This is a genomic window from Aeromonas sp. DNRA1 (genome assembly GCF_963888745.1).
Lineage (GTDB): Bacteria > Pseudomonadota > Gammaproteobacteria > Enterobacterales > Aeromonadaceae > Aeromonas > Aeromonas hydrophila.
The window spans coordinates 41,952-63,748 of the sequence record NZ_CAWPKQ010000009.1 but is presented as its reverse complement, the minus strand read 5'-3'; the positions used below and the strand labels follow the sequence as shown (position 1 = coordinate 63,748).

23 protein-coding genes are annotated in these 21,797 nt (G+C 63.1%); 10 read left to right on the top strand and 13 right to left on the bottom strand.

Features of this window, described 5'->3' with window-relative positions; genetic code table 11:
* Nucleotides 1-41: 41 nt before the first annotated feature.
* Nucleotides 42-839, bottom strand: a complete 798-nt coding sequence (locus tag AACQ43_RS20825) for a DeoR family transcriptional regulator (protein ID WP_045527951.1) — start codon at nucleotides 837-839, stop codon at nucleotides 42-44.
* 272 nt (nucleotides 840-1,111) lie between these two features.
* Here AACQ43_RS20825 and kbaZ point away from each other — a divergent pair, with 272 nt between their 5' ends.
* The 9 genes from kbaZ (at nucleotide 1,112) to ast (ending at nucleotide 10,279) form a co-directional block, all read left to right on the top strand.
* Nucleotides 1,112-2,425 (top strand): tagatose-bisphosphate aldolase subunit KbaZ, encoded by a 1,314-nt coding sequence (gene kbaZ / locus AACQ43_RS20820; RefSeq protein WP_045527949.1) that lies wholly within the window; start codon nucleotides 1,112-1,114, stop codon nucleotides 2,423-2,425.
* A 12-nt stretch (nucleotides 2,426-2,437) separates the two neighbouring features.
* Nucleotides 2,438-3,607 (top strand): SIS domain-containing protein, encoded by a 1,170-nt coding sequence (locus AACQ43_RS20815; protein ID WP_168968592.1) that lies wholly within the window; start codon nucleotides 2,438-2,440, stop codon nucleotides 3,605-3,607.
* Nucleotides 3,607-4,080 carry a PTS N-acetylgalactosamine transporter subunit IIB gene (gene agaV / locus AACQ43_RS20810; RefSeq protein WP_005309404.1) on the top strand — a complete coding sequence of 158 codons (474 nt, stop codon included), beginning with the start codon at nucleotides 3,607-3,609 and terminating at the stop codon, nucleotides 4,078-4,080. Before AACQ43_RS20815 ends, agaV begins: the two co-directional genes overlap by 1 nt.
* Nucleotides 4,081-4,095: 15 nt before the next feature.
* The gene (agaW, locus tag AACQ43_RS20805; RefSeq protein WP_168968591.1) at nucleotides 4,096-4,872 is read left to right on the top strand and encodes a PTS N-acetylgalactosamine transporter subunit IIC; all 777 of its coding nucleotides are present in this window, start codon (nucleotides 4,096-4,098) and stop codon (nucleotides 4,870-4,872) included.
* Nucleotides 4,862-5,740 carry a PTS N-acetylgalactosamine transporter subunit IID gene (gene agaE, locus AACQ43_RS20800; RefSeq protein ID WP_017786470.1) on the top strand — a complete coding sequence of 293 codons (879 nt, stop codon included), beginning with the start codon at nucleotides 4,862-4,864 and terminating at the stop codon, nucleotides 5,738-5,740. Before agaW ends, agaE begins: the two co-directional genes overlap by 11 nt.
* A gap of 46 nt (nucleotides 5,741-5,786) precedes the next feature.
* Nucleotides 5,787-6,221 (top strand): PTS galactosamine/N-acetylgalactosamine transporter subunit IIA, encoded by a 435-nt coding sequence (agaF, locus tag AACQ43_RS20795; protein ID WP_010635027.1) that lies wholly within the window; start codon nucleotides 5,787-5,789, stop codon nucleotides 6,219-6,221.
* Nucleotides 6,222-7,421 (top strand): N-acetylglucosamine-6-phosphate deacetylase, encoded by a 1,200-nt coding sequence (gene nagA, locus AACQ43_RS20790; protein ID WP_168968590.1) that lies wholly within the window; start codon nucleotides 6,222-6,224, stop codon nucleotides 7,419-7,421.
* Nucleotides 7,412-8,266, top strand: a complete 855-nt coding sequence (locus AACQ43_RS20785) for a tagatose bisphosphate family class II aldolase (protein ID WP_168968589.1) — start codon at nucleotides 7,412-7,414, stop codon at nucleotides 8,264-8,266. Before nagA ends, AACQ43_RS20785 begins: the two co-directional genes overlap by 10 nt.
* Nucleotides 8,267-8,368: 102 nt before the next feature.
* On the top strand, nucleotides 8,369-10,279 hold the full coding sequence (gene ast / locus AACQ43_RS20780; protein WP_168968588.1) for a thermostable cytotonic enterotoxin Ast: 1,911 nt from the start codon (nucleotides 8,369-8,371) through the stop codon (nucleotides 10,277-10,279).
* Between the two features lie 85 nt (nucleotides 10,280-10,364).
* Here ast and pdxJ read toward each other — a convergent pair whose 3' ends face one another.
* The 10 genes from pdxJ to rpoE form a co-directional block, all read right to left on the bottom strand.
* Complete coding sequence (gene pdxJ, locus AACQ43_RS20775) at nucleotides 10,365-11,102, bottom strand: pyridoxine 5'-phosphate synthase (RefSeq protein ID WP_168968587.1); 738 nt, start codon at nucleotides 11,100-11,102, stop codon at nucleotides 10,365-10,367.
* 162 nt (nucleotides 11,103-11,264) lie between these two features.
* Entirely contained in the window at nucleotides 11,265-11,972 is a 708-nt protein-coding gene (recO, locus tag AACQ43_RS20770) for a DNA repair protein RecO (protein ID WP_039214654.1), read from the bottom strand.
* The gene (era, locus tag AACQ43_RS20765) at nucleotides 11,973-12,872 is read right to left on the bottom strand and encodes a GTPase Era (protein ID WP_168968586.1); all 900 of its coding nucleotides are present in this window, start codon (nucleotides 12,870-12,872) and stop codon (nucleotides 11,973-11,975) included.
* Nucleotides 12,869-13,540, bottom strand: a complete 672-nt coding sequence (gene rnc, locus AACQ43_RS20760) for a ribonuclease III (protein WP_011704749.1) — start codon at nucleotides 13,538-13,540, stop codon at nucleotides 12,869-12,871. The genes era and rnc overlap by 4 nt, the downstream gene beginning before the upstream one ends.
* Nucleotides 13,541-14,464, bottom strand: coding sequence for a signal peptidase I (gene lepB, locus AACQ43_RS20755; RefSeq protein ID WP_016349520.1), 924 nt, complete (start codon nucleotides 14,462-14,464; stop codon nucleotides 13,541-13,543). It abuts the gene before it with no gap.
* A gap of 3 nt (nucleotides 14,465-14,467) precedes the next feature.
* Nucleotides 14,468-16,261, bottom strand: coding sequence for a translation elongation factor 4 (gene lepA, locus AACQ43_RS20750; RefSeq protein ID WP_016349519.1), 1,794 nt, complete (start codon nucleotides 16,259-16,261; stop codon nucleotides 14,468-14,470).
* A gap of 120 nt (nucleotides 16,262-16,381) precedes the next feature.
* Nucleotides 16,382-16,843, bottom strand: coding sequence for a SoxR reducing system RseC family protein (locus AACQ43_RS20745; protein ID WP_011704746.1), 462 nt, complete (start codon nucleotides 16,841-16,843; stop codon nucleotides 16,382-16,384).
* A 93-nt stretch (nucleotides 16,844-16,936) separates the two neighbouring features.
* A complete protein-coding gene (locus tag AACQ43_RS20740) occupies nucleotides 16,937-17,917 on the bottom strand; it encodes a MucB/RseB C-terminal domain-containing protein (RefSeq protein WP_016349517.1) in 981 nt (326 codons plus the stop codon).
* Between the two features lie 19 nt (nucleotides 17,918-17,936).
* The gene (locus AACQ43_RS20735) at nucleotides 17,937-18,527 is read right to left on the bottom strand and encodes an RseA family anti-sigma factor (protein WP_146061325.1); all 591 of its coding nucleotides are present in this window, start codon (nucleotides 18,525-18,527) and stop codon (nucleotides 17,937-17,939) included.
* 22 nt (nucleotides 18,528-18,549) lie between these two features.
* The gene (rpoE, locus tag AACQ43_RS20730; protein ID WP_005309371.1) at nucleotides 18,550-19,131 is read right to left on the bottom strand and encodes an RNA polymerase sigma factor RpoE; all 582 of its coding nucleotides are present in this window, start codon (nucleotides 19,129-19,131) and stop codon (nucleotides 18,550-18,552) included.
* A 182-nt stretch (nucleotides 19,132-19,313) separates the two neighbouring features.
* Between rpoE and nadB the strand changes: the two genes are divergently transcribed.
* On the top strand, nucleotides 19,314-20,921 hold the full coding sequence (gene nadB, locus AACQ43_RS20725; protein WP_029302396.1) for an L-aspartate oxidase: 1,608 nt from the start codon (nucleotides 19,314-19,316) through the stop codon (nucleotides 20,919-20,921).
* Nucleotides 20,922-21,030: 109 nt separating this feature from the next.
* Here the strand turns inward: nadB and AACQ43_RS20720 are convergent, their stop codons facing one another.
* Nucleotides 21,031-21,408 carry a protein YgfX gene (locus tag AACQ43_RS20720; RefSeq protein ID WP_168968585.1) on the bottom strand — a complete coding sequence of 126 codons (378 nt, stop codon included), beginning with the start codon at nucleotides 21,406-21,408 and terminating at the stop codon, nucleotides 21,031-21,033.
* A 19-nt stretch (nucleotides 21,409-21,427) separates the two neighbouring features.
* A complete protein-coding gene (locus AACQ43_RS20715; protein ID WP_005309363.1) occupies nucleotides 21,428-21,697 on the bottom strand; it encodes an FAD assembly factor SdhE in 270 nt (89 codons plus the stop codon).
* Between the last annotated feature and the right edge of the window lie 100 nt (nucleotides 21,698-21,797).

Below are 21,797 nucleotides of genomic sequence, written 5' to 3'. Positions count from 1 at the left end.
GCCGCGGCGTCCCTCTTTCACATTCTCAGTCGAGTGCCGACTCAGGCCTCCACCAGCAGCACCTCTATCCCGGCCTGACGCAGACCGGCCAGGGTCTCGGCCGCGATGGCGTCGTCAGTGATCAGAGTGTGGATGCGCCGGGTATCGATGATCTTGTGCAGGCTCAGCCGGCCAAACTTGCTGGAGTCGGTCACGACGATGATCCGCTCGGCCACGTGGCACATGCAGCGGTTGAGGCGCGCTTCGTCTTCATGATGGGTGCTGACGCCGCGCTCCAGATCGATGCCATCCACCCCGAGAAACAGCAGATCGAAGTGATAGTTCTGCAAGGAGAGATCCGCCTGGGCGCCGTAGAAGGAGAGCGACTTGCGGCGCAGGTGGCCGCCCGTCATCAGCAGCTCCACCCCTTCCGCCTCCAGCAGGGCATTCGCCACGTTCATGCCGTTGGTCATCACCACTATCTCCTGGTGATCGCGCAGGTGGCGTGCCACCTCCAGGGTGGTGGTACCCGAGTCGAGAATGAGGCGGCAGCCCGGCTGCACCAGGCTCGCCGCCATGGCGCCGATGCGCTGTTTGACCGGGGTGTTGAGCACGCTCTTGTCGGCGATGGTGCGCTCGGCCACCGGCTGGCCGGATTCACACAACAGGGCGCCGCCGTAAGCGCGCACCGCCACCCCCTGTTTCTCCAGAAATGCCAGATCGTTGCGGATGGTGACGGTGGAGACCTGATAGTGGCTGGCCAGCTCGTTGACCTGAACGCTGCCATTGCTGCGCAGCTGTTGAATGATGCGCTCCCGTCGCTCGCTGGTGCCGAGCACGCTCTTTTCGGTGATTTGCATAGTCTCTCTGCCGGAGTCCTGTGGTGAAAGTAGAGCTTTCACTTCGTTACGTTTCCCTATTAACACTCAGCCTCGATGGCAAATCAAGCTTTCATTGAATTGAAAAGTGCCGTCAGACTCCCTAAAACAGCAACAGCACTTTCGATTCATTTCTTTTTGTGATCTTGCTCAAGATGTGAACACGCTTTTATTTCGTTTCGAACGCCGTACGCCTAGGGTAAAGAAAGAAATCGAAAGCAAAGCATCTTGTTCAGGCCAAGAGGAAGAGGGAAATGAAATCAATGCTGGATCTGGTCGCACAACACAAGCAGGGGGAGCAGGTCGGGATCTACGCCGTCTGCTCCGCCCATCCGCTGGTGCTGGAGGCGGCCCTGCGACTGGCGGCGCAAGGGGACCAGCTGCTGCTGGTCGAGGCCACCTCCAATCAGGTGGATCAATTTGGCGGCTACACCGGCATGACGCCGGCCGATTTTCGCGACCTGCTGCACCGGCTCGCCGCCGAGTGCCGCTTTCCCGTGCAGCGGCTGGTACTGGGTGGGGATCACCTCGGCCCCAACCGCTGGCAGAGCGAGCCCGCCGCACAGGCCATGGTCCACGCCGAAGATCTTATCGCCAGCTATGTCGCGGCCGGCTTCAAGAAGATCCACCTCGACTGCAGCATGTCCTGCCAGGGGGATCCGGTGCCGCTGACCGACGAGCTGGTGGCCGCGCGCGCCGCCCGGCTGGCAAACGTGGCCGAGCAGACCGCCATCCGGCAGTTTGGCCACAGCGACCTGGTCTATGTGATTGGCACCGAAGTGCCGGTACCGGGCGGCGCCCACGAAGAGCTGGCCGAGCTGGCGGTCACCACGCCGGAAGCGGCGCGCCACACCCTGGCCGCCCACCAGCAGGCCTTCGAGCAGGCCGGACTGGCCCAGCTCTGGCCGCGGGTGATCGGTCTGGTGGTGCAGCCCGGTGTGGAGTTCGACCACACCCACGTCATCGACTACCGCCCTGAGCGGGCCGCCCCCTTGAGCCGGATGATCGAGGCCTATCCCCATCTGGTGTTCGAGGCCCACTCCACCGATTACCAGACCCCGGACGCCTACCGCCAGCTGGTGCGCGATCACTTCGCCATCCTCAAGGTCGGCCCGGCCCTCACCTTTGCCCTGCGCGAGGCGCTGTTTGCCCTTGCCGCCATCGAGGAGGAGCTGGTGGTGGCCAAGGCCTGCTCGGGCCTGCGTCAGGTGCTGGAAGAGACCATGCTGGATCGCCCCGACTTCTGGCGCAGCCACTATCAGGGCAGCCCCAACGAGTGCCGGCTGGCCCGCGGCTACAGCTACTCCGATCGCATTCGCTACTACTGGCCCGACAGCCGGGTCGATGACTGTTACGCCCGGCTGCTGGCCAACCTGGCCGCCGAACCCATTCCCCTGCCGCTGCTCAGCCAGCACCTGCCGCTGCAATACCGCAAGGTGCGCCAGGGCACGCTGTCGCCCCGGGTTCACGACCTCATTCTCGATCAGGTGCAGGAGGTGCTGCGCCAATACGCGGCGGCCTGCAGCGCCGCCCCCGCCAGCCACTCCCGGCTGACCCCGGTTGTATAAGGAGTTGTAGAGATGATCCTTGGTTATCCAGAAGAGACGCTGCGGTCGGCCAACGGCCTGGCCACCGCCCGTGAAATTCACCAGCAACCCGCCACCTGGCGGGAGACCCTCACCATGGTGGAGGAGTGCCGCGCCACCATAGAGCGCTTCCTGCTGCCCCTGCTGTCGCGGGGCAACCTGCGGGTGATCCTGACCGGAGCCGGCACCTCCGCCTTTGCCGGCCGCGCCCTCGCCCCCTATCTCAGTGCCCGCCTCAACGGCCGTTTCGAGGCGATCGCCACCACCGACATCGTCACCGATCCGGGCGAATACCTGGCACAGGACTGCCCGACCCTGCTCATCTCCTTCGCCCGCTCCGGCAACAGCCCAGAGAGCGTGGCGGCGGTGGAGCTGGCCAGCCAGCTGCTGAGCGAGTGCCATCACCTGGTGCTGACCTGCAACGGCGAGGGGGAGCTCTATCGCCGCTGCCAGAAGGATGCCCGCTCCCTGGCGCTGCTGATGCCGCCCCAGACCCACGACCGCAGCTTTGCCATGACCAGCAGCCTGACCAGCATGATGCTGAGCTGCCTGGCGGTGTTCCTGCCGCGCCAGTTCAACCCGATCGCCAGCCAGCCGCTCATCGCGCTGGGGGACGCCATCCTGCCCCAGGCCGAACTGAAGGTGCCCGAGTGGGATCGGCCGTTGCCGGAGCGGGTCATCTACCTTGGCAGTGGCAGCCTGCAGGGGGTGGCCCAGGAGGCGGCCCTCAAGCTGCTGGAGCTCACCGCAGGCCAGGTGATGGCCATGTACGACTCCCCCACCGGCTTTCGCCACGGGCCCAAGTCGGCCATCAATCGGCAGACCCTGATCGTGCTGATGGTGTCCAACGATCCCTATACCCGCCAGTACGACCTGGACCTGCTCGGCGAGCTGCGCCAGGACGGCCATGCCGCCCGGGTGGTCGCCCTGGCCGACCGGCCGGATCCGCTCATCAGCGCCGGCGAACATATCTACCTGCCAACCCCCCTCAACGGTGACGACGCCGAGCTGGCGCTCTGCTACCTGCTCTACGCCCAGTACTACGCCTTCCACACCGCGCTGGTGCTGGGCATCACCCCGGACAATCCCTGCCCGAGCGGGCGGGTCAACCGGGTCGTACAGGGGGTCAACATCTATCCGTTCAACCAGCAAGGAGGCGTCTGATGCCGAACATAGTGCTGAGCCGTATCGACGAGCGCCTGATCCACGGTCAGGTCGGCGTGCAATGGGTTGGCTTCGCCGGCGCCAATCTGGTGCTGGTAGCCAACGACGAAGTCGCAGAGGACCCTATCCAGCAGAACCTGATGGAGATGGTGCTGGCGGAGGGCATCGCAGTGCGCTTCTGGCCGCTGCAGAAGGTGATCGACAACATCGGCAAGGCCGCCGATCGCCAGAAGATCCTGCTGGTGTGCAAGAGTCCGGCGGACTTTCGCACCTTGGTGGAGGGCGGGGTGCCCATCCCCCGCATCAACGTCGGCAACATGCACTACGCCGACGGCAAGCGTCAGATCCACAAGACGGTATCGGTGGACGAGTCGGACATAGCGGCGTTTCGCGCCCTGCAGGACGCCCACGTCGCCTGCTTTGTCCAGGGGGTGCCGACCGAACCGGCACAGGACATTTTCAACCTCATCTGATTAAGGACAATTGTGATGGAAATCAGTTTGTTGCAAGGGCTCTTGCTGGGCATGCTGGCGTTCTTCGCCGGGCTTGACCTGTTCAACGGCCTGACCCACTTCCACCGGCCCGTGGTACTGGGCCCGCTGGTGGGCCTGGTCCTCGGCGACCTGCCCACCGGCATTCTGGTGGGCGGTACTCTCGAGCTGGTCTGGATGGGGCTGGCCCCGCTGGCAGGCGCCCAGCCGCCCAACGTCATCATCGGCACCATAGTCGGCGCCACCTTCGCCATCACCACCGGGGTCAAGCCGGATGTGGCGGTCGGGGTCGCGGTACCGTTCGCGGTGGCGGTCCAGATGGGGATCACCTTCCTCTTCTCGGTGATGTCGGGGGTCATGTCCCGTTGTGACCGGATGGCGGAACAGGGGGATGTGCGCGGCATCGAGCGGGTCAACTACCTGGCGCTGCTGGCGCTCGGTTCCTTCTACTTCCTGTGCGCCTTCCTGCCCACCTACTTCGGGGCCGAACACGCCAAGACCGCCATCGACGTGCTGCCCGCCCGTCTCATTGACGGCCTCGGCGTCGCCGGCGGCATCATGCCCGCCATCGGCTTCGCCGTGCTGCTCAAGATCATGATGAAGAATGTCTACATCCCCTACTTCATCCTCGGTTTCGTCGCCGCCGCCTGGCTCAAGCTGCCGGTGCTGGCCATCGCCGCGGCCGCCCTGGCCATGGCTCTGATCGATTTCATGCGCAAGGACCCGGCGCCACAAGCCCGCCCCATCCAGGAGGAAACTGAAGATGGCATCTAACAACACAGCCACCCGGCTGGCCCAGGCGGCCGAGCCGCAACCGACCCGCGCCGTCTCCGACGACGTCTACGAAGATCAACAACTGGGGGCCGAGCTGACTCGCCAGGACATCAACCGCTTCGCCTGGCGATCCCTGCTGCTGCAGGCCTCCTTCAACTACGAGCGGATGCAGGCCTCCGGCTGGCTCTACGGCCTGCTGCCAGCCCTGCAGAAGATCCACACCAATCCCAAGGATCTCTCCCGGGCAATGAAGGGCCACATGGGCTTCTTCAACACCCACCCCTTCCTGGTCACCTTCGTGATGGGGATAGTGCTGGCGATGGAGCGCTCCAAGCAGAACGTCAACAGCATCCAGAGCACCAAGATCGCGGTCGGTGCCCCGCTCGGCGGGATCGGCGATGCCATGTTCTGGCTCACCCTGCTGCCCATCTGCGGCGGCATCGGGGCAGATCTTGCCCTGCAGGGTTCCATCATGGGGGCTGTGGTCTTCTTCCTGCTGTTCAACCTGGTGCACTTTGGCCTGCGCTTCGGGCTGGCGCACTACGCCTATCGCATGGGGGTGGCCGCCATTCCGCTCATCAAGGCCAACACCCGCAAGGTGGGTCATGCCGCCTCCATCGTCGGCATGACGGTGATCGGCGCCCTGGTCGCCACCTATGTGCGGCTCGGCACCACTCTGGAGATCACCGCCGGTGATGCCGTGGTGAAGCTGCAGGCAGACGTGCTCGACAAGCTGATGCCGGCCTTCCTGCCGCTGCTCTACACCCTGGCCATGTATGGGCTGATCCGCCGCGGCTGGAGCCCGCTGCGCCTCATCGTCATCACGGTCGTGCTCGGCATCGTCGGCAAGTTTGCAGGCTTCCTCTAATCCGGTGCCGGCACCAGGCCGGCCCTTTGCTGTAAAGGAACAGATTATGTTGGGCATCATCATTTGCGGACACGGCGGCTTCGCCAGCGGCATGGAACAGGCCATGTTGCAGATCCTCGGCGAGCAGGAGGCGGTGGTCGCCATCGACTTTCCCGAGTCCTCCACCACGGCCCTGCTGCAGGATCAGTGCGAAACCGCCCTGACTCAGGTGGAACGAGGGGATGGCGTGGTCTTTCTGACCGACCTGCTGGGGGGAACCCCGTTTCGGGTCGCCTCCACCCTGGCACTGCGCCAACCCGGGCGGGAGGTGGTCACCGGCACCAATCTGCAGCTACTGCTGGAGATGGTGATGGAGCGCGGCGAGCTGACCCCGTCCCAGTTTCGTGAACAGGCACTGTGCTGCGGTCATCGCGGCCTCACCAGCCTAGTGGACGAGCTGGCGCGCGAGCGGGCCGAGACGCTGGCCGAGGAGGGAATCTAGATGGCAGAGCGGATCCGCGCCCACCGCCTGCTGACCGAGCAGGGCTGGCAGGAACATCAGGTACTGACCCATGAAGGGGGCGTCATCACCGCCATCGACCCCATCCCGGCCGACGACCCGGTGCGGGAGGTCGAGCTGCTGGTGCCTGCCCTCATCGATGGCCACGTCCACGGCGGGGCCGGCGTCGACGTGATGGACGAGGCGGCCGACGCCCTGGCCCACCTCTCCCTTGCCAAGGCGGCAGAAGGGGTGGGCGCCTTCCTCGCCACCACGGTCACCGCCCCGCTGCCCGCCATCCTCAGCACCCTCGGTCGCATTGCCGATGCCATGGCCAGCCCCCTGCCGGGCGCACAGCTGCTCGGCAGCTATCTGGAGGGGCCCTACTTCACCCCGGACAACAAGGGGGCCCATGACCCGGCCCTGTTCCGGGAGCTGGACCTGGCGGAGCTCGACCGGCTGCAACAGGTGGCGCGAGGCACCCTGAAGGTGGTCGCCCTCGCCCCCGAGAAAACCGGGGCGCTGGCCGCCATCCGTCATCTCAAGCAGGCCGGCATCCGGGTGATGCTGGGTCACTCCGCCGCCGACCACGACACCACCATGGCGGCGTTGGCGGCGGGGGCCTCCGGGCTGGTGCACTGCTTCAACGGCATGCGCGGCCTGCACCACAGAGAACCCGGCATGGTCGGCGCGGGGCTGGTGTATCCCGATGCCTGGCTGGAGCTCATCGCCGACGGCCACCATGTCCATCCGAGCGTGCTCAGGCTCTGTCACTGCTGCGCCAGGGATCGCCTGCTGCTCATCACGGATGCCATGCGCGCCGCCGGCATGCCGGACGGCCACTACCTGCTCGGCGACTACCGGGTGGAGATGAAGGGCGGGGTGGTGCGCACCGACACCGGCGGCCTGGCGGGCAGCACCCTCACCCTGCTCGGCGCCGTGCGCAACATGGTGCAGCTGGCCGGCGTACCGCTGGAGGAGGCCATCCCCATGGCTTCGCTGGCACCGGCCCGGATGCTGGGGATGGAACATTGCCTCGGCTCGCTGGCCGTCGGCAAGCAGGCCAACCTGCTCGCCCTGACCTCGGAACTCAATCAACAACACATCTGGGTGGCTGGCCGGGAGATCCTCCCCGCCCCAACCCCGCTCTCTTTCCCTGAAGCTGGAGCCCGCCAGGGTGCCAAGGAGTCCTCATGTATCTGATCTCGTCCCACGAAATGCTTAAAGATGCCCAGCGCCGCGGCTATGCGGTGCCCGCCTTCAACATCCACAACCTGGAGACCGTCGAGGTGGTGGCCCGCACCGCCGCCAAGCTGAACTCCCCGGTGATCCTGGCCGCTACGCCGGGCACCTACCGCCACGCGGGGGTCGAGTACCTGGTCTCCATTTGCGCCTCGGCTGCCCACCAGTACCGCATTCCACTGGTACTGCATCTGGACCACCACGAGGACGAGCAGGATATCCACTACAAGATCGAGGCCGGCATCCACTCCGCCATGATCGACGCTTCCCACCTCTCGTTCGAGGAGAACGTCGCCAAGGTGCAGCGGGTCGTCACCTTCTGCCACCGCCTGGGGGCAAGCGTGGAGGCCGAGCTGGGCCAGCTAGGCGGCCAGGAGGATGACCTCATCGTGGACACCGCCAACGCCCATCTGACCGACCCGGACAAGGCGGCCGAGTTCGTGGCACGCACCGGCATCGACTCCCTGGCCGTCGCCATCGGCACCGCCCACGGCCTCTACAAGGAGGAGCCGCGTCTCGACTTCGAGCGCCTCGCCGCCATCCGGGCCAGGGTAGCGGTGCCGCTGGTGCTGCACGGTGCCTCCGGCATTCCCGACCGTGACGTGCGCCGCTGCATCGAGCTCGGGGTGTGCAAGGTCAACGTGGCCACCGAGCTCAAGATCGCCTTCTCCGACGCCATGAAGGCGTTCCTGGCCTCCCACCCCGACGCCAGCGACCCGCGCCAGTATCTGGTACCCGCCATGGCCGCCATGGAGGAGGTGGTCGCCGCCAAGATCCGCATGTGCATGAGCGACGGCAAGCTGTAATCCCCGAGACGGGCCCGCTGCGGCGGGCCTGCCTCCATCCCGGTATCACAGGCGAGGTTCTGCCGACTCACACCTCACTCACATCAACATGTGGAGACAACCATGTACGCACGTACCGCCATGACGCTGCTGCTCATGCTAACCCCCTTCGCCCAGGCCGAAACCCTGTCGCTGGAGGGTGACCAGTACCGTATCAAGGTCGAGACCGATGCCGGCAAGTTCCGGGAGCTGACCTTCACCAATACCGCCAACGGCGATCTCATTCGCTCTGACAACCTGTTCGACATCAAGGGGACGGATGATCGGCTGACCCCCTCCGCCGACTTCAAGGTCACCACATTCACCAAGAGCGATGACCGGATCGAGATGGCGTTGGAAAATGCCGACTTCGTGGTCAAAAGCGCCATCCGGCTGGGCCGGGACAAGCGCTACGCCAGCATCGACTTTGCCCTCGACACCCTCAAGAACGGCAAAAAGATCAACGGCTTCTCCATGCTTCCCTTCCACTCCCAGGCGCCGTTTGTCTATGGCGCCATCAACAGCTCGCCCATCGTCAGCGACAGCTTCTTCATTACCCCCCAGAATCCGCTGGTCAATACCCGGGCCTACGAGGGTGGCGTCAGCCAGCTGATCCCGCTCAAGCTGCCGCTCGCCCAGGGCAAGCCCCTCAGCTATCGCACCTCTGTCGGCACCTTTGGCGAGGGTCAGCTCAGGCGCGACTTCAACCGCTTTCTCAACGAGGCCCGCGATCGCCCCTACGCTCCTTATCTGCATTACAACTCCTGGCTCGACATCGGCTTCTTCAATCCCTACACGGAGGCCGAGGCACTCAAGCGCATCGATCAGTTCGGCGAGGCGCTGATCAGCCGGCGCGGCGTGCCCATGAACGGCTTTCTGTTTGACGACGGCTGGGACGATCGACTGGGCAACTGGGGTTTCAGCAAGGATTTCCCCAACGGCTTCAGCAAGCTCAAGCGCGCGGCCGAACGCTACCATGCCCAGCTCGGGATCTGGCTCTCCCCCTGGGGTGGCTACAACAAGCCAAGGGATGAGCGGGTCTCCCATGCCGCCGAGTTCGGCTATGAGCTGAGCGATGGCAAGTTCGCCCTCTCCGGCCCGGTCTACTACCAGAACTTCCACCAGAAGGTGATGTCGCTCATCAAGGATCAGGGGGTCAGCCACTTCAAGTTCGACGGGACCGGCAATGCGGACAAGCTGATCGAGGGGAGCCGCTTCACCAGCGACTTCGATGCCGCCATCCACCTGATCGCGGATGCGCGGGCCGCCAATCCGAAGGTGTTCATCAACCTAACCACCGGCACCACCGCCTCCCCCGCCTGGCTGTTCTTTGCCGACTCCATCTGGCGCGGCGGCGATGACATCAACTTCTACGGACCCGGCTCCAGGGTGCAGCAGTGGATCACCTACCGGGATGCCGAGACCTATCGCTCCATCGTCAAGAACGGCCCCCTGTTCCCGCTCAACTCCCTGATGCTGCACGGGCTGGTCTATGCCAAACAGGCCAAGCATCTGGATCGGCAGTCACCGCAAGACTTCGCCGATCAGGCCTGGAGCTACTTCGCTACCGGCACCCAGTTGCAGGAGCTCTATCTCACGCCGGAACTGCTGAGCGGCCAGAACTGGGACCTGCTGGCCAAGGCCGCCCTCTGGTCACAGCAGAACCAGGCCGTGCTGTTCGACAGCCACTGGATCGGCGGCGACCCCACCCTGCTGGCGGTGTATGGCTGGGCGGCCTGGAGTCCGAGCCGCGCCTTCATCACCCTGCGCAATCCCTCCAGCCAGCCGCAGACATTCCTGCTGGAGCCTCAGCGCCAGCTGGAGATCCCGGCGGGCGAGGCCACCCGCTTCGCGGTGCAGCCGCGCTACGGCAGCAATGCCAGCGTGCCGGCCACCCTCGATGCCCCCCGCCTCATCACCCTGGCGCCGCTGGAGCTGATCACCCTGGAGCTGACCCCGGCAGGAGCCAAACCCGCTGCTGCGAAAAAGTCCTGACCCAGACCAAGTTTGACCTGACAAAAAGGGACGCCGCGGCGTCCCTTTTCTCTTCGTGCCGCGGGGCTCAGCCCCTGCCGACAGATCAGATCCCCTGACGGGCTTCCTGCATCAGCAGGCGCATGTCGCTGACCGCCTTGGCCAGACCGTCGAAGGCGGCACGGCCGATGATGGCGTGACCGATGTTGAGCTCATAAAGCTCGGGGATGGCGGCGATGGCCTTGACGTTGTGGTAGTGCAGGCCGTGGCCGGCATTGACCTTCAAACCCTTGCCGGCGGCATAGGAGGCACCGGCGGCGATGCGCTTGAACTCGGCGTTGCGCTCGGCATCCGTGGTGGCATCGGCGTAACGGCCGGTGTGGATCTCGATGAAGGGGGCGCCACTCTCGGCGGCGGCATCGATCTGCTGCGGATCCGCATCGATGAAGAGGGATACCTGAGCGCCGACAGCCGCAAGACGGGCCACCGCATCAGTCACCTTGTCCAGCTGGCCGGCCACGTCCAGACCCCCCTCGGTGGTCACCTCGGTGCGCTTCTCCGGCACCAGGCAGACGAAGTGGGGCTGGATGCGGCAGGCGATGTCGATCATCTCTTCGGTCACCGCCATCTCCAGGTTCATTCTGGTCTGGATGGTCTGGCGCAGGATCTCCACGTCACGGTCGGTGATATGGCGGCGATCTTCGCGCAGGTGCACAGTGATGCCATCGGCACCGGCCTGCTCGGCCACGAAGGCGGCCTGCACCGGATCCGGATACTGGGTGCCGCGGGCGTTGCGCAGGGTGGCGATGTGATCGATGTTCACACCCAGATAGATTTCACTCATTGAGGACTCCTTGAAACTCTTCGCTGTTAACTGTGCAACTGCCGCCTTGGCGCCAGCGCCGATATCCATATGTCACGTGTGTGGCAGTTCGTAGGTTCGATTAGCGCAGCGTAATCGGACCTAGGTAACATTCTTGCCGTGTCGGGTAACGCCGCTGTGCGGTTAACCCAGGCTATTACGGCGTTTTAAAAACAGCTCCCGGCTCTTCAACTGGCGCCGCCCCAGATAGGGCTGCAGCGCCAGCCGGCTGAAACGCTTGGCCGCCTGCAGCAGGGGCGGACTGTCGAAGCGCCCCTCGGCAAAAGCCAGCAGGTGCGCGCCGAGAAACAGGGTACGGGGATCCGGCGCCCGCTCGCAAGCGACAAAGCCCAATTCACGCTCGAAGCCGTACAGCAACTCGGGCTGGATCGGCGACTCGTCGTCGGCGGCATATTCGAAGTCCACCGCGTAGCCGAGCGCCTGCAGCAGCAGGAATTCGAAGCGGCGCAGCGGCAGCTCCGGCGTCTCGCCGTCGGCCAGCGCCATGATGGCGCGGGCATAGGCGTCAAACACTTCGGGGAAGGGGGTGTGGGCTTCCAGCAGGTAGTAGACCAGCTCGTTGAGATAGAGGCCGTAGAAGAGGCGATCGCCGCCGAGCCGCAGGGAGTGATCCGGGCACTCGACCTGGGTGAGATTCTTGAGATCGCCCTTGCCGCGCCAGGCGATGGTGAGCAGGGTGAAGGGTTGCAACAGCCCCTTCAGAGGCGAGCGTGGCCCGCGGGAACCGCGAGCCACCAGAGTAAAACGGCCACTATCCTGGGTGAAAACCTCGACCAGCTGACTGGTCTCCCGATAGGGCCGACTGTGGATGACGAAAGCCGGGGTCAGCAATCAGTCGTCACCGTAGCCGAGACTGCGCAGGGCGCGCTCGTCGTCAGCCCAACCGGATTTGACCTTGACCCACAGCTCCAGGTGCACCTTGTTCTGGAACAGCCGCTCCATGTCGAGGCGCGCCTCGGTGCCGATGGTCTTGATCTTCTCACCCTTGTTGCCGATGACCATCTTCTTCTGGCCATCGCGCTCCACCAGAATGAGGCCATGGATATGGTAGAGACCGTTCTCTTCCACCTTGAAGCGCTCAATCTCCACCGTCACCGAGTAGGGCAGCTCCTCACCGGTGAAGCGCATCAGCTTCTCGCGGATGATCTCGGAGGCCATGAAGCGGGAGGAGCGGTCGGTCACGTAGTCTTCCGGGAAGAAGTGGACGTTTTCCGGCAGCAGATCCTTGGCCCACTCGCGGATCTTCTCCACGTTGGTGCCCTTCTCGGCACTGATGGGCAGGATGTGGGCGAAGTTCATCTGCTGACCCAGCCACTCGAGGTGCGGCAGCAGATCCTCTTTCTCTTTGACGTTGTCGATCTTGTTGACCGCCAGCACCACCGGGCACTTGAGGTGGCGCAGCTTACCGAGCACCATCTCGTCATCTTTGGTCCAATGGGTACCATCGACCATGAACACCACCATGGCCACATCCCCCAGCGAACTGGTGGCGGCGCGGTTCATCAGGCGGTTGATGGCCCGTTTCTCTTCGATGTGCAGACCCGGCGTGTCGACATAGATGGTCTGGTAGTTATCCTCGGTGTCGATCCCCAGAATCCGGTGACGGGTGGTCTGGGGCTTCTTCGAGGTGATGCTGACCTTCTGGCCAAGCAGCTTGTTGAGCAGGGTGGACTTGCCCACGTTGGGGCGGCCCACGATGGCGACAAAGCCGCAGTAAGTGGTATCTGTCATGACAGTTTTTCCAATGCTTGCTGCGCAGCGGCCTGTTCGGCCTTGCGACGGCTGGTGCCGACCCCGACCAGCGGACCATCCAGGCCTTCCACGTCACACTGGACGGTGAACTCCTGGTTGTGGGCTTCGCCCTTGACGTTGGTCACTGTGTAGGTCGGCAGGGATTTGCGGCTTCCCTGCAGAATTTCTTGCAGACGGGTCTTGGGATCCTTCTGCTCTATGCCCGGCTTGATCTCGTCCAGGCGGCTGGCGTACCAGCCCAGCAGCAGTGTCCGTACCGTCTCAAGATTGGTATCCAGATAGACGGCACCGATCACCGCCTCGACCGTGTCGGCCAGAATCGATTCACGGCGAAAACCGCCGCTTTTCAGCTCACCCGGTCCCAGGATCAGGTGATCCCCGAGGTCGAACTCCCGGCCCAGTTCGGCCAGGGTCTTCTCGCGCACCAGGGTGGCGCGCATGCGGCTGAGATCCCCTTCCGCCGCCTGCGGGAAGCGGTGGAAGAGATCATCGGCAATCACCAGACTTAAAATGGAGTCACCCAGGAATTCCAGTCGCTCGTTGTGACGGGAGCCGGCGCTGCGGTGAGTCAGCGCCCGGGTCAGCAGTTCTTGATCCTGAAAGACATGCCCGAGACGGGACTGCAGTCTGTTCATCTTGATATTCATTTACTTGATTCCGCCAATGCGGTTGAAGCGCACCCCTGTCGGTACCCAGCTTGGCAGCAGGGAGCCTTCTTCGCGCTCGAATTCAAAACTTATCCAGATAGCGACCGCCTTGCCGACCAGGTTCTGCTCGGGCACGAAGCCCCAGAAACGACTGTCGGTACTGTTGTCACGGTTGTCACCCATCACGAAGTACTGGCCTTCCGGCACCACCCATTCGTCTGGGTAGGTGCCGGGCTGGCGGTAGTAACGGCCGACCATATCGGGCATCAGCGGGTTGCGCAGGGTCTCGTGAGACACCTCGCCCAGCTGCTCGGTATAGCGGTCAAGCGGGATCCCCATCTGGGTAAATTCACCCCTTTGTTCAAACTTGACGTCGAGCTTCTGGAAGCCCGGGCACGTTTTCCCTTCCTGCTCATCGCACTTGGGCCGGATCATCAGCTCCTTGTTGCGATAGATGACCCGATCCCCCGGCATGCCGACTACGCGCTTGATGTAGTCCACCCGGGTATCCAGCGGATACTTGAACACCACCACGTCGCCGCGTTTGGGCTCACCGGTCTCGAGGAACTTGGTGTTGGTCACCGGATCCTTGAGGCCATAGGCAAACTTCTCCACCAGGATGAAGTCGCCCACCAGCAGGGTGGGCATCATGGAGCCCGACGGGATCTGGAACGGTTCAAAGATGAAGGAGCGCAGGATCAATACCAGCGTGATGACCGGGAATACCCCGGCGGTCTGCTCGATCCAGACCGGCACCGGCGCCACCTTGGCCAGGGTTTTCTCGTCCAGATGGGCGCCGCCGTGGGCACGGGCCACGGCAATCTTGGCGGCCCGCTGCTTGGACCAGATCATCTTGTCCAGACACCAGATAACACCGGTGATCGCGCAGACCACCACCAGGATCAGGGAAAACGTGCTTGCCATCTATTAGTCCTTTCCGACGTGGAGAATTGCGAGGAAAGCTTCCTGCGGCACGTCGACACGGCCCAGAGACTTCATCCGCTTCTTACCTTCTTTCTGCTTGTTCAGCAGCTTCTTCTTCCGGCTCACGTCACCGCCGTAACACTTGGCGGTCACGTCCTTGCGCAGCGCCTTGACGGTACTGCGAGCGATGATCTGGTTGCCGATGGCAGCCTGAATGGCAATGTCGAACATCTGGCGCGGGATCAGCTCGCGCATCTTCTCCACCACCTGGCGACCGCGGTACTGGGCGTTCTCCTTGTGGGTGATGATGGCCAGGGCGTCGACCCGTTCACCGTTGATCATGATGTCCAGACGGACCATGTCGGAGGTCTCGAAGCGCTTGAAGCCGTAGTCCAGCGAGGCATAGCCGCGGCTGGTGGACTTCAGGCGGTCGAAGAAGTCGAGCACCACTTCCGCCATCGGGATCTCGTAGGTCAACGCCACCTGCTTGCCGTGGTAGACCATGTTGGTCTGCACACCGCGCTTCTCGATACAGAGGGTGATCACGTTGCCCATGTACTCCTGCGGCAGCAGGATGTGGCACTCGGCGATCGGCTCGCGCATCTCCTTGATGCTGGTGATAGCGGGCATCTGGGCCGGGCTGTCGATGTGGATGGTGGTACCGTCGGTCAGCTCGATCTCGTAGACCACGGTCGGCGCCGTGGTGATGAGATCCAGATCGTACTCACGCTCCAGCCGCTCCTGGATGATCTCCATGTGCAGCATGCCGAGGAAGCCGCAGCGGAAGCCGAAGCCCAGCGCGGTGGAGCTCTCCGGTTCGAAGAACAGGGAGGCATCGTTCAGGGAGAGCTTGTCGAGGGCGTCGCGGAACGACTCGTAGTCATCGCTGGAGATGGGGAACAGGCCCGCATACACCTGCGGCTTCACCTTCTTGAAGCCAGCTAGCGCCTTCTCGGCACCGTTCTTGGCCTGGGTCAGGGTATCGCCCACCGGCGCGCCGTGGATGTCCTTGATACCGCAGACAACCCAACCTACCTCGCCGCAACCCAGCCCCATGGTATCCACCTGCTTGGGCGTGAAGATACCGATACGATCGACACCCCACACCTGACCGGTGCTCATCACCTTGATCTTGTCGTTCTTCTTCAGCGAACCGTTCTTGATCCGTACCAGCGACACGACGCCCAGATAGGAGTCGAACCAGGAGTCGATGATCAGCGCCTGCAGCGGCGCATCCGGATCACCTTCCGGTGCCGGGATCCGGGCCACGATCTCTTCCAGCACCAAGTCAACACCCAGTCCGGTCTTGGCGGAGCAGCGCACTGCATCGACCGCGTCGATACCGACGATGTCTTCGATCTCTTCTGCAACCCGCTCGGGTTCTGCGGCCGGCAGGTCGATCTTGTTCAGCACTGGCACCACTTCCAGATCCATTTCCATGGCGGTATAGCAGTTGGCCAGAGTCTGTGCCTCAACCCCCTGGCCGGCATCCACCACCAGCAGCGCCCCTTCACAGGCCGCCAACGAGCGGGAGACCTCGTAGGAGAAATCCACGTGGCCAGGGGTGTCGATAAAGTTCAGCTGGTAGGTGTTACCGTCTTGTGCCTGGTAGTTCAGGGTCACACTCTGTGCTTTGATGGTAATGCCGCGCTCGCGCTCCAGGTCCATGGAGTCAAGCACCTGAGCCTGCATCTCGCGGTCGGACAGGCCGCCACAAGTCTGGATCAGACGGTCCGACAGGGTCGATTTACCGTGGTCGATGTGCGCAATAATCGAAAAGTTACGAATGTGTTTCATCGAGCAAGAATCACTCAAAATTAGGTTAGGGCCGGATATGGAGGCAGGATTTTACTGGATAACCCGGTCGACGGCCAATCTTTAGTCGACGAAGCACCAGAAATACAGGCCTGGACAGTGTCAGGAGAGGTGGCGGGTGGGCAGGACCACACCCAGCATGCGGGGACCATAAGCCCCCTGATCGAGCCGGTTGGAAAAGTAACGAACCAGTGAAAATCCGATAAGGCCGCCCAGCAGGCAACTGAGGATGGTGACCCCCTCCCCGGCCGACAGCAAGGGAGCCAGCCAGAGTTGCCCCAGCAGGGCTCCCGCCAGCAGACAGAACAACGGCAGCACGTAGACCAGCGCAGCCCCCTGCAGAATGCTCGCCTGGGGGATGCCGAGCCTCACTTGCTGACCGACGCTCACCTCGATGGTGAGCGCCACCCGCAGCCGCTGCGCCTGCAACGGAAACGCCTTGGCTACCGTGCCGGTGCCGCAGTTGGACTGTTGATGACAACCGCTGCAGGCGGAGCGCCGTTCGCACTCCACCCAGGCATGTTGTCCATCAATGGCCACTACGGTTGCCAGCTCTTCGCTCATTCCACTCACAAGACGGTTCCACATTAACTAGACAGAGATTGACCCAATCTGAACATGACTGTCTGGATTGGGCAAGCAACAGTGCATCGGCAGCTACTGGACGGTCTCGTTGCGGGCCAGCGGTTGCACCGACTCGGCGATGCGTTTCGCGGTGTCTGCCGGCACTTCCCCCACCACAGTGATCTCGACCCCCACGTCATTGACATAGCTCACCAGCGAAGTAGCCCCCTGGCGGATCAACTGCTGGCGCACCGCCTGCTTGGGGTCGACCCGGGCAACGTAGACTGAGAGATCCACCAGTCCGTCGGAGAGCATCATGTAATCCACCGGCAGGCTCGTGGTGACCAGCTGATGCCGATCCCGCGAGAGCACCTTGAACCCCTCCGGCAACCAGGTCAGGTGCCAGTTCAGCTGCTGCTGTGGCGCCGGGTAGGCGTCTTCCAGTGCCAACGCCTGAGGCAGCTTGCTGCCAGCCAGCTTCACCAGCCAGGGCGCCGGGGCAGGCAGCCTGTCCAGATCCACCCCCAGCACCTGTTCCACCAGATTGCCCTCCCGATCCACCATGTCCACCCGCACCAGCAGGTGGCTCTGCTCGTCGATCCAGAGCACGAAGCCGTATTTGTCGGCCTCTTTGGGTACCAGCCGCACGACCTGAGCCACCAACCCGGCCGCCCGGCTGCGGCCGGCCAGCACGGGGTCATAGCTCTCCAGCACCCGTGGCAGCGGCATCCTGACCAGGCTCGCCCACACACCGGGGAAGCGGGCGCCCTTGAGGGTGTAGGGTTCGTGGGTATTTTCGAAGAAGGTGTACTCATCCTGGCGCTGCAGATACTCGATGGTCTTGCCATCGAGATAGCTGAGGTGGGCCACCTCCTTGCCATCGATCACGCCGTGGCTGAAGCGGATGGGTTCGAGGCGCCCCTGCCGGGCCTTGACCATGGACAATTCAAAATTCTGTTGCGAGACGGCACTCTGCATCTGCTGCAACAAGGCCTCGGCCGACTTGTCGTCGGCCGAGGCCTTGGCACTGATCAGCAGGAGAGAGGCCAGCAAAATACGGCTGGACTGGCGCACGTTCTGATCCCTAAATCCGTTATTCCTGAATCTGCTTGTCTTGCAGCAGACGCTGTTGCAACTGGTGGTCACGCAGGAAAGCATTGATGCGCTCGCGCTGCTCCTGCATCTGCTGCTCGCTCAGCCCTTGCTGACGGGCAGTGGCCCGGTTGCCATCCTGCGGGTAGTGCACGCTCACCGGCGAGGCACTGCCACCAATGGGGATAGTGTTGAGTACCGGATTGGTCGGCAAACCATCCTGCCCCTGATACTGCTGCACCCCGAAGATGACGGCGGCAGCGACCGAGGCGGCGATGGCGTATTGCCCCACCTGCTGGCCGGCACGACGCAGAAACGGCACGACCTTGGCGGTACCCGGCTGCGGTGCGGCAGGTTTGCTCTCCACCGGCTTGGGCGCCAGGATGGTGGGTTCATCTTCCAGCGCAGCCATGATGCTGTCGCTCAGATCCAGTTGCAGATTGACCGGCAGGTCCCCCCGCATGGCATCACCGATCAGGTGGTAACGAGACCAGGTGTCTTGCAGAGCCGGATCCGTTCCCAGCTCGTTCAGAACCTCAACATCGCTCAAATCACCGTCCATCAGGGCCGAGAGTTGCTCTTTAGTTGCCATAAGTTAACCTGTCTTTCCCCAGTTAATTCTCGATCAGAGGTTGCAGCTTTTTATCGATTGCTTCCCTCGCCCGGAAGATGCGGGATCTCACCGTACCCACCGGACAATCCATGATTTCGGCAATCTCTTCGTAGCTCAGCCCTTCCAGTTCGCGAAGGGTGATAGCTGTCCTCAAGTCTTCCGGCAAAGCTTCTATGGCAGAAAACACCGTGCGCTTGATCTCGTCGGTCAGCGTCAGGTTTTCCGGGGTAGCCACCTCTTGCAAGGCTTCGCCACCGCCATAGTATTCTGCCTCTTCCGCCTCTACGTCACTGCTGGGCGGCCTGCGCCCTTGAGAGGTCAGATAATTTTTGGCCGTGTTCACGGCGATCCGGTACAACCAGGTGTAAAACGCGCTCTCGCCACGGAATGTCGGCAGCGCACGGTAGGCCTTGATGAATGCCTCCTGCGCCACATCCGGTACATCGCCCGGGTTGTTGACATACCTGGCCACCAGGTTGACCACCTTGTGCTGGTATTTTTTTACCAACAGGTTGAATGCATTTTTATCGCCACGCTGGACCCGTTCAACCAGCTGTTCGTCCAGTAGATTCTGGTCGCTCATCAGAGCCGTAAAACCCCCATCAGGTTATCGTTTTTCTTTTCCGGCCCTTCCTAAGCGCACAAGTTCAGACAGGAGGAATCAGGGAAAGTTCGCTTGCATTGAAAAAAATGTGACGCAGGCTGCATCACCACCCTCGCTTGGGCTACCATGGTGCCAGTTCTTAATCCAGGCCAATGATACTTATGAAAGCAAGTGTTGAATACCTTTGCGACGTACTGATCATTGGCAGCGGTGCCGCCGGTTTGTCTCTCGCGTTGCGATTGGCAGACCAGGCCAAAGTCCTGGTTCTGAGCAAGGGGCCCATCAGTGAAGGGGCCACTTTCTATGCGCAAGGAGGCATCGCTGCCGTGTTCGACGAGACCGACAGCATCGAATCCCACGTGAGCGACACGCTCAACGCCGGGGCCGGGTTGTGTGACCCGGCCGTGGTCGAGTTCACCGCCCGCAACGCCCGCGAGTCCATCCAGTGGCTGATCCAGCAGGGGGTCCCCTTCGATCAGGAGGAGGACGCCGAGGGCGAATCCCACTATCACCTGACCCGCGAAGGGGGCCACAGCCATCGCCGCATCTTCCACGCGGCAGATGCCACCGGCAAGGCGGTACAGCTCACCCTGATCGATCAGGTGCGCGCTCACCCCAACATCCAGCTGATGGAGCGCTTCAACGCGGTCGACCTCATCACCACCCGCAAGCTGGGTCTGCCCGGCAACCGGGTGCTGGGCGCCTATGTCTGGAACCGCAACGCCGAGCAGGTCGAAGTGATCCGTGCCCGTTTCGTGGCGCTGGCCACCGGGGGCGCCTCCAAGGTGTACCAGTACACCTCCAACCCGGACGTCAGCTCCGGTGACGGCATCGCCATGGCGTGGCGCGCCGGCTGCCGGGTGGCAAACCTGGAGTTCAACCAGTTCCACCCCACCAGCCTGTTCCACCCCGATGACCCCAACTTCCTGCTGACCGAAGCCCTGCGCGGTGAGGGGGCCTACCTGCGCCGTCCCGACGGCAGCCGCTTCATGCCGGAGTTTGACGAGCGGGCCGAGCTGGCGCCACGGGACATAGTCGCCCGCGCCATCGACCACGAGATGAAGCGGCTCGGCGCCGACTGCATGTATCTGGACATCAGCCACAAGCCGGCCGACTTCATCATCAAGCACTTCCCGACCATTCATGAGCGCTGCCTTGCGGTCGGTATCGACATCACCAAGGAGGCGATGCCCATCGTCCCTGCCGCCCACTACACCTGCGGCGGCGTGATGATCGACAACAACGGCCAGACCGACATCCCCGGCCTTTACGCCATCGGCGAGGTGACCTACACCGGGCTGCACGGCGCCAACCGGATGGCCTCCAACTCCCTGCTCGAATGCGTGGTCTATGCCCATCAAGCGGGGGCCGACATCCTGGCCAAGCTGCCGATGAGCGTGGAGCCGCCCCGTCTGCCGGTGTGGGACGAGAGCAAGGTGGAAGATTCGGACGAACTGGTGGTGATCCAGCACAACTGGCACGAGCTGCGGCTGATGATGTGGGACTACGTGGGGATAGTGCGTACCAACAAACGCCTGGCCCGTGCCAAGCGCCGCATCGACCTGCTCAAGCAGGAGGTGCAGGAGTACTACGCCCACTTCCGGGTCTCCAACAACCTGCTGGAGCTGCGCAACTTGCTGCAGGTGGCCGAACTCATCGTCAACTGCGCACTGCAACGCAAGGAGTCGCGCGGCCTGCACTACAACCTGGACTACCCGGATATGCAGCCGGACTCCAAGCCGACCGTGCTGACGCCGGACAAGGATTGATCCTGCCCGCCATGAACCAGCATTGCTGACGATGGATAGGGATTAATCGATCCGCATCCCCCAGATGACCTCGCTCCGGCGGGGTCATCTGTTTTATGGGGAAGAGAGCTTAGCGGGTCGGCTGGGAGAAATGGATGGCGCGGGCCAGCGTACGGTAATGAGCTGGCGCCAGCGCATCGCTGAACAGCCAGAGCCGGATGGCGGGACGCTCCGCCGTCACCAGTTGCAGCCAGAGTACCCCGGGCCAGATGCGGCTGCCGGTCCCCAGCAGATAACGACGACCCTGCCAGGTGAGCCACTGCCCGTCCCACTCCAGCACGCCGGTCATCCGGCTGGCGCCAAGCCAGGCGCGCCAAAACCCCAGACCCCAGCAGGGCAGCAACAGGGCCCACTGCCAGCCGTGGATCAGGGCGGCCAGCGGCCACAGGATCAGCAGAAACAGCGACAACAGCAGCAGACGCTGCTGTCTGGAGACGGTGACGGGCATCGACACCCGTACGGATGGATCAACGCTGGCGATCGTGACGGGCCTGATTGCGCTCCAGGATCAGCGGGATCATGGCGGCGAAGGCGGGGTCTTCCGGCACGCCGTGGCCCATGCTCCAGCGGAACAGCTCCGGATCCTCGCACTCCAGCAGGCGGATGAAGGTCTGCTGATCGGCCTCGCTCAAGCCATCGAACTCGTGCTCAAAGAAGGGCATAAAGATCACATCCAGCTCAAGCATGCCACGGCGGCAGGCCCACTTCAGGCGGGATTTTTCAATTGGGCTCAACATGGAACTCTCCTTACAAAGACCCGGCGATGGTACCAGCTGGATTTTCCGGCTGACAAACATTCCTTACGTCTTTACCATGCAGGTCACATACTTTCTGTCT

Bases quoted from the DNA above. Each gene is read 5' to 3' on its own strand.
- AACQ43_RS20825 (WP_045527951.1), bottom strand. From the start codon at position 839: ATGCAAATCACCGAAAAGAGCGTGCTCGGCACCAGCGAGCGACGGGAG.
- kbaZ (WP_045527949.1), top strand. From the start codon at position 1,112: ATGAAATCAATGCTGGATCTGGTCGCACAACACAAGCAGGGGGAGCAG.
- AACQ43_RS20815 (WP_168968592.1), top strand. From the start codon at position 2,438: ATGATCCTTGGTTATCCAGAAGAGACGCTGCGGTCGGCCAACGGCCTG.
- agaV (WP_005309404.1), top strand. From the start codon at position 3,607: ATGCCGAACATAGTGCTGAGCCGTATCGACGAGCGCCTGATCCACGGT.
- agaW (WP_168968591.1), top strand. From the start codon at position 4,096: ATGGAAATCAGTTTGTTGCAAGGGCTCTTGCTGGGCATGCTGGCGTTC.
- agaE (WP_017786470.1), top strand. From the start codon at position 4,862: ATGGCATCTAACAACACAGCCACCCGGCTGGCCCAGGCGGCCGAGCCG.
- agaF (WP_010635027.1), top strand. From the start codon at position 5,787: ATGTTGGGCATCATCATTTGCGGACACGGCGGCTTCGCCAGCGGCATG.
- nagA (WP_168968590.1), top strand. From the start codon at position 6,222: ATGGCAGAGCGGATCCGCGCCCACCGCCTGCTGACCGAGCAGGGCTGG.
- AACQ43_RS20785 (WP_168968589.1), top strand. From the start codon at position 7,412: ATGTATCTGATCTCGTCCCACGAAATGCTTAAAGATGCCCAGCGCCGC.
- ast (WP_168968588.1), top strand. From the start codon at position 8,369: ATGTACGCACGTACCGCCATGACGCTGCTGCTCATGCTAACCCCCTTC.
- pdxJ (WP_168968587.1), bottom strand. From the start codon at position 11,102: ATGAGTGAAATCTATCTGGGTGTGAACATCGATCACATCGCCACCCTG.
- era (WP_168968586.1), bottom strand. From the start codon at position 12,872: ATGACAGATACCACTTACTGCGGCTTTGTCGCCATCGTGGGCCGCCCC.
- rnc (WP_011704749.1), bottom strand. From the start codon at position 13,540: ATGAATATCAAGATGAACAGACTGCAGTCCCGTCTCGGGCATGTCTTT.
- lepB (WP_016349520.1), bottom strand. From the start codon at position 14,464: ATGGCAAGCACGTTTTCCCTGATCCTGGTGGTGGTCTGCGCGATCACC.
- lepA (WP_016349519.1), bottom strand. From the start codon at position 16,261: ATGAAACACATTCGTAACTTTTCGATTATTGCGCACATCGACCACGGT.
- AACQ43_RS20745 (WP_011704746.1), bottom strand. From the start codon at position 16,843: ATGAGCGAAGAGCTGGCAACCGTAGTGGCCATTGATGGACAACATGCC.
- AACQ43_RS20735 (WP_146061325.1), bottom strand. From the start codon at position 18,527: ATGGCAACTAAAGAGCAACTCTCGGCCCTGATGGACGGTGATTTGAGC.
- rpoE (WP_005309371.1), bottom strand. From the start codon at position 19,131: ATGAGCGACCAGAATCTACTGGACGAACAGCTGGTTGAACGGGTCCAG.
- nadB (WP_029302396.1), top strand. From the start codon at position 19,314: ATGAAAGCAAGTGTTGAATACCTTTGCGACGTACTGATCATTGGCAGC.
- AACQ43_RS20720 (WP_168968585.1), bottom strand. From the start codon at position 21,408: ATGCCCGTCACCGTCTCCAGACAGCAGCGTCTGCTGCTGTTGTCGCTG.
- AACQ43_RS20715 (WP_005309363.1), bottom strand. From the start codon at position 21,697: ATGTTGAGCCCAATTGAAAAATCCCGCCTGAAGTGGGCCTGCCGCCGT.